The sequence below is a fragment of the Paucilactobacillus salsurae genome, assembly GCF_054784995.1.
Genome location: NZ_BAAHWX010000021.1, coordinates 1 through 5,916 on the forward strand (window position 1 = coordinate 1; position 5,916 = coordinate 5,916).

General features: G+C 39.8%; 10 protein-coding genes and 1 pseudogene. All 11 read right to left on the reverse strand.

Features of this window, described 5'->3' with window-relative positions:
* Positions 1 to 85 precede the first annotated feature (85 nt).
* On the reverse strand, positions 86 to 1,312 hold the full coding sequence (locus ACYVQZ_RS09800) for a GH25 family lysozyme (protein WP_461241204.1): 1,227 nt from the start codon (positions 1,310 to 1,312) through the stop codon (positions 86 to 88).
* On the reverse strand, positions 1,299 to 1,601 hold the full coding sequence (locus tag ACYVQZ_RS09805) for a holin (RefSeq protein ID WP_461241205.1): 303 nt from the start codon (positions 1,599 to 1,601) through the stop codon (positions 1,299 to 1,301). Before ACYVQZ_RS09805 ends, ACYVQZ_RS09800 begins: the two co-directional genes overlap by 14 nt.
* Positions 1,602 to 1,604: 3 nt before the next feature.
* Entirely contained in the window at positions 1,605 to 1,931 is a 327-nt protein-coding gene (locus ACYVQZ_RS09810; protein ID WP_461241206.1) for a hypothetical protein, read from the reverse strand.
* A 45-nt stretch (positions 1,932 to 1,976) separates the two neighbouring features.
* The gene (locus ACYVQZ_RS09815) at positions 1,977 to 2,534 is read right to left on the reverse strand and encodes a Z-ring associated ZapG family protein (protein WP_461241207.1); all 558 of its coding nucleotides are present in this window, start codon (positions 2,532 to 2,534) and stop codon (positions 1,977 to 1,979) included.
* A gap of 128 nt (positions 2,535 to 2,662) precedes the next feature.
* Positions 2,663 to 2,794 carry an XkdX family protein gene (locus tag ACYVQZ_RS09820; RefSeq protein WP_461241208.1) on the reverse strand — a complete coding sequence of 44 codons (132 nt, stop codon included), beginning with the start codon at positions 2,792 to 2,794 and terminating at the stop codon, positions 2,663 to 2,665.
* Positions 2,794 to 3,171, reverse strand: coding sequence for a hypothetical protein (locus tag ACYVQZ_RS09825; RefSeq protein ID WP_461241209.1), 378 nt, complete (start codon positions 3,169 to 3,171; stop codon positions 2,794 to 2,796). The genes ACYVQZ_RS09820 and ACYVQZ_RS09825 overlap by 1 nt, the downstream gene beginning before the upstream one ends.
* A gap of 23 nt (positions 3,172 to 3,194) precedes the next feature.
* Positions 3,195 to 3,653 carry a hypothetical protein gene (locus ACYVQZ_RS09830; RefSeq protein WP_461241210.1) on the reverse strand — a complete coding sequence of 153 codons (459 nt, stop codon included), beginning with the start codon at positions 3,651 to 3,653 and terminating at the stop codon, positions 3,195 to 3,197.
* A 50-nt stretch (positions 3,654 to 3,703) separates the two neighbouring features.
* On the reverse strand, positions 3,704 to 4,213 hold the full coding sequence (locus ACYVQZ_RS09835) for a hypothetical protein (RefSeq protein ID WP_461241211.1): 510 nt from the start codon (positions 4,211 to 4,213) through the stop codon (positions 3,704 to 3,706).
* Positions 4,214 to 4,331: 118 nt separating this feature from the next.
* On the reverse strand, positions 4,332 to 5,261 hold the full coding sequence (locus ACYVQZ_RS09840) for a BppU family phage baseplate upper protein (protein WP_461241212.1): 930 nt from the start codon (positions 5,259 to 5,261) through the stop codon (positions 4,332 to 4,334).
* A 5-nt stretch (positions 5,262 to 5,266) separates the two neighbouring features.
* Positions 5,267 to 5,713 carry a hypothetical protein gene (locus ACYVQZ_RS09845; RefSeq protein WP_461241213.1) on the reverse strand — a complete coding sequence of 149 codons (447 nt, stop codon included), beginning with the start codon at positions 5,711 to 5,713 and terminating at the stop codon, positions 5,267 to 5,269.
* A gap of 13 nt (positions 5,714 to 5,726) precedes the next feature.
* Positions 5,727 to 5,916: pseudogene (locus ACYVQZ_RS09850) on the reverse strand (BppU family phage baseplate upper protein); the annotation flags it as partial.

Here is a 5,916-nt window from a genome sequence, read left to right on the forward strand (position 1 = left end):
AGCATGGAGCTGGCACTCCTGCTTCTCTTTTATTATAGCATGCAAAAAAGCCTCAACCCAAATTAATGGATTGAGGCTTAATTATTTATTTGAATGTACCAAGTGGCACACCATTTTCACGAACGGCTATATATGAATGTAAACCACGTCCATCTCGATAAGAAACGTATGTGTACTTACCATTCTTGACCCAACCATCATACTTCACGGATTCGCCACGGTAATAATTAGTCCCACGTGAACCCAAGCCCGGATAATTCCAGATACGTAAAGTCGTGTTAGCTGTAAATGTGCCATTCTCACGATGAATAGTCCAACCACTGTCTTTAAACGTGCCAGTAACTGGCGTGTTCGTTGATGTTGTGACTGGCTTACCTACTGACAAAATTTCAACATCTGACTTGTTGACCCAACTCATGATGTCCGCAAGTAAGACTTTGTTACCATTTACTTGCACGACTTTATGAGCCACACCTTTTACAAAGCTAGGGATAACTTGCCCAGTTGCATAACGGCTTGCACCGTAGTTAACCTTGACTGTATCGCCTTTCTTGATGTCTGATTTAGGCGTGTTATCCGCCTTGATACCCGCTTTAACCGCCGGTGTCTTAGTCTTAGGATTATTATTCTTTGTGTAGCCATTGTCCGTGATTCCTAGCAAGTCAATATTACCATCTAATCCGCCAGCAACGTAAGTTGATGTGAATTGGAAGATTTGAATATTGTCAAAACTAGGGAAGTAATTATAATCCGGTACTGATCGCACTTGATAATCCGGATATTCGGATGCCCAAAGTGGGAAATCTTTAGCGATTCCCTTTAAATCAATCCGATTCTTGAGCAATTGCGGGCCACAATACAAAACAGCCGTGTACCCGGAGTCTTGAATGCGTTGTAATCCATATCGAACTGCTTGCGTGTTAGGATTACCACTTTCCACATCAAGAGCCACGATTGAACCCTTAGGCGTTTGAATCTTTGGCAAGTAGTAGTCCAGCATAGCTTTGGTGTTTGCCAATGAGTTAGCCTCGTCATAGATATACGTGTGTGCCCGCTTGCCTTGCGCAATGGCGTACTGAACCTGTGTAGCGTAGGTCGACTGTGGGACGAAGCTACCATTGTAATAGCCACCCACTTGCGAGATAGCGAACTTATCGCTGGCATAACCGAATTTCCCGGTTGAGCCTTGGTAACGGGACCAGTCGACACCGTGGTCACCCTTAGCTGCATATGCTTGCCCCGCCATTGGCAGGACTAAAAAAGCCGCTGCGATTGCAACGACTGAACGTTTTGTTACTTTATTTAGTTTCATTTGTGTTCTCACCTCCAGTATTTGATTTGAATTTCGTGGCAATCCCTTTCAAGCCGTCAAACAGCCCGTTAGCTTGTCCGCCAGCAATCACGCCGGCGATAATGCCCTCTGTGTAGTTGCTGTCGCCAGTCATCACAACCGCCACAGCACCTGCAATGGCACCAATTAGCATGGATACCCACGGCAGGTACTGGTTGTTAATCTTGGTTTGCTTGATGTTCTGCGTCAGACTGGCAACCACTGCCACGATAATTGCGTATTCCTGTGGACTTCCTAAACTTAAATCCATCTTCTAATGCCCCCTACTACGCCCTGATTGCTTGAACAGGGTCTTGATGTCCTCTTCGTGAACCAATAGCTTATTTTCGTTTTCACGAATCCGTATCTCGTGATCGCGATGTACCATGGTGGCGTTCCCGCCAATTCCGTCGACCTTTTCGCCCAGTACGTGAATCGTGTTATTCAGTAGCCGGTTGCTCTCCTCGATCCGCTTCATAATCGGATTCAGAATTGTGGCTTTCAGAAGCCACGCAATGAACGAGATAAACATAGCGACAATCGAGAATAACCCCAGCCACTCGGCGATTGTGTATCCTAAAAAAATGTGTTCTGGCGGCAAAACGTATCACCTCTTTTCAATTTTTCTGCAAAATAAAAACACCCACTAGGAGTGCAATTTGTTTGATAAAGTTCTTGCTATTTCATTATGATAATTTTTAAAATCATCCGTTGGATATAATGTTTTGAGCAATTCCTGAATTTGTAAGGTAGCACCATAGATATATTTTTGTGACAACAATTCAGGATTCAAGCTATTAAACAATAGTGTGCAGGCATTGGGAATTGCACTCACATTTCTAAGAACGTCATCATCTTTCATTTGAGATATTAGTTGCAAACTATTTAGAACCAAAAATATTAATGTTGAATCGTCAAGTTGCCTTGGACGAGTGCTAATTATATCGTTAAATGGCATCAACACATCATTCAACTCACTTAATTTTACTTTCTCAATTTCAGGATTAAACTTGTCGGACAACTCTTGTTTTATTTCCGTTTTTAGTTTATCAATTTGCTTGTCAGACATTCTCCATGTTAAATATGCAAAAAAACCAATTACCAATCCAATAATTACAACGAGAGTCCCAACTGTCCACATATACCAAGTGTTTTGTCTATTAATTTCATTGTACAAATGCTGTATTAATTCCGATTTGCTCAATTGCAATCACTCCATTTCCACTATTTAATATAGCAGAAACGAGCTAATCACTAAATACACAATCGCAAGGATTATAAACACAGCAGACATTGAAGCGGTAATTTTCCAAATTTCCATGTGAATCACTCCTAAGCTTTGTAAGCCGTGCCAGTTAAATCCTTAAAATCATCAGCGGTAATGTATGTTGCTTGCACGAAGATTTTCAAATTTTCTGTCGTGTAAAGTCCGAGCTTATAATAATTTTTGACTAAATCTGACATTAGTTAGTACCTCCTGCGTTAATTGCCGTAGTTGCTTGAGCTAGTAATAGTTGCGAGTTAACCGTGTCTTGTGTAACTTGGCTCTGTGCCACCTGTAAAGCTAATTGTGCTAGCGCTTGGTCGGTTGCACTCGGCTGTGGTGCTTCTTCTGGGTGTTCAGCTAAATAAGCTTCTCGTTCAGCTTTTTGTTGCGCTTCCCAGTCTGCTTGTGGTGTACCAATCCATTCTGTACCGTTCCATGTAGATGGTTGATATTGCCCATCTGGAACGGCCGTAAATGTTTCGTTGCCATTGATTTCATAGTCATCAGCAACTAATTTTGTACCTGTAAAATGATTGTTGTCATCATACGTATATACTGCTTTTTGTTCTGCCAAATTAAATCATCCTTTCAATCAAATTAATAAATATACATCAAATTCAAATAGATCACTGAACCCGCACCAAATGAATCTCCATGTAGAGTTAAAGACATTGTTGTTGCATTTTTAATGTTGTAATTGACCATAGTTGCATCATTAGCAACATATGACTGTCCTAACAACTGAACTTGTGACTGCTCCTGAACTAAAACACCACTAGGAAAAGTTAAAAAGTCAGACCCAAAAAGTGGGCCATTCATGGCCGGTGTAATAACAGCCCCTGAAATTTCAACCGCTGATACACCATTGCCTAATTGCAATTTACGATATTTAACCGTTCTATCGTAACCATCTTTATCTTTTCCTAACTTGAATCCGTTTAGTGCTGTAATTCCATTTGTTGACCATTCTGTTGCCTCAATATAATTCTTGTTCATGTAATCGTTTAGATACTTGTTCCAGTCTGATTGTCCCTTAACAAGGTTGTATGTTGCCATATATAAAACGCTCCTTTGATTGTCAAAGGACGTCAGATTGAAACTAACAACTAAATTGCGAATATATGAAAAACGTCTAACCAGATAGTACCTGTTTTTGGTGCTTCACCAGACCATGTAAAGCCATATGGATAAATGCTTACTGTTCCATCATTAGCATTAAATCTTAGCCGAGCTACTCCACCCGAACATGGTGTTACCCATTGATCGCCAATTAGTTTTGTTAACACATTTTTTGGAAATTGCACAATCGGTGTTGTGCTGCTATCAGCAACCACTGTACCCGTTTCGCTATTAACTAAACTAGCGGGTACTGCAACACCACCATGAATGATGGCTGAAATTCCAGAAGCAGATGATAATGTCTGGATTGAAATTCCACTCGTTACATACGTTGAACCGTCAACTTCATTTTGACCAGTATATGCCTTTGCACCATTCAAATAGGTAATGCCACTAGTAATTTTCCCAGAATCATTTCCAAAATATTCGTTCATAAAGTTATTAATATTTTTTTGCCAATCTGATTGTCCTTTGGCAATGTTATTTTTATTTGCCATTAAAATAGCCCCCTTTCCATTTGAAAGAGAGCTATAACCGTGTCACTAGAGGGGTTTAGTGCCCCCCCACCCATAATTTTAGAGGTGTTTAATTGTTTCATAGTATGTTCCTCCTATTTTACCAAGTAGTTACTTGTTCAAACGTACCCCATGCACTGGTTGATTTTGCTACACGTAACCAAGTATTTGGCCGTGCGCCAACCGTGCATTCGGTTGCTTGCTGAACTGGGCCAGCTGTATTCATGTCGCTAAATGGTACAAACGTTTGGACTAAATAATATGCACCACTTAACCCTAATGCAGCACCTGGCATAAATTCCCAATTTGGTTTTGCTCCGTTAGCAATATACGCTGAAGGTGCTTTTGCTGTTGTTACCTTATGCATATCTGTTACTGCCAATTCAGCTTCAACTGTGTTTTTAAACGAATTAAAGTCACTTACATTTAGAAAGGTATTATTCTTTACAAGTTCTGTATAGGAATCAACCTGTTGCTGTACTGCCTTTAAAGTTGTAAGCAACGTTGAATTGGGATCAGTAATCATTGTCAATGCAGTTGACACATCATCCTTGACTCCATTTGCCCAATCAATTAATTCTTGTTTTACTTTTTCAAAATCGGTAATGAATGGTCCTGAGTTAATACCCATTGATACCTTATCAGCCAATACGTGTAAGTGAACGTTCTGAGCTGATACTCGATTACCTGATGCATCTAAAACTGCCAAGAAAGTAGTCTCATCATCCCAGTCCCCCTCTACTTGAAATGTTTCAGCTGGAAAATAAAAAGTAATGCGCCCTGTTTGCAAACTGTCACCAGTTTGATCAGCTTGAGCGGTCCCATAAATTTGGAACTTTGTGCCATTAGGATCTACACCTTCAAACATGACAGTGTTGTTGCTCAAATCTTTTGGTAGTCCATTTGATTTAACCCAAATTTTTAAATAGCTTTGACTGTCAGCAACACGCCCATTAAAATTATTAGTTAAATCAATCAATGTCTGATTTGGTCGCATTAAATCTAGTGTTACATAACTATTAACTGCCAACTAACTCACTCCTTTGCAAATAAACTATTGTAATAAGAAAGGCAACCATTGAGTTTATCTTCAATGAGTTGCCAATTTTGATTGATATTTTGCTGATATTCATCCCCAAGATCCAATCTCTTGGGTAGGCATAGTTCAACAAGTGTAGTTTGTATTCCTGTTAATACGTCAACAATGCCATGATCGTTGAATGTAACTATAATTCCGTTAATCATATTCTTTAACCTGGTTAAAGTATCGATTATCCAGACATATGAGTTCTGATTTAGTTTCTGTGAGCTATCTTTAACAAATGGGTCATAACTGATAGTTCCTTCAACAAATACACGATCGTCATATTCATATAACTGAGCTACAAATTTACGTGTTATTTCGGCATTCTGAAAAATATTGTTTAGCAGATTACCTGCTGTGAACTTATCAGGCAGTCTTGCCAGTGTTAGTTTATCCATTTTAAGCTTCCTCCTACCAAGTAGTCATTAATTCCCAAGCACTCCATGTAGAATCAGACGTACCAATTCGTGACAAAGTAACCGGTCTTGCTGTTTGCGTGCTACGTGCAATTTGTGTTGGATAACCGCCCGATGTGTTGCCCCAAGGCGTATGAGTTTCTAACTCACAATATCCAAGATTGATGTTAGATGGGAGATCACCA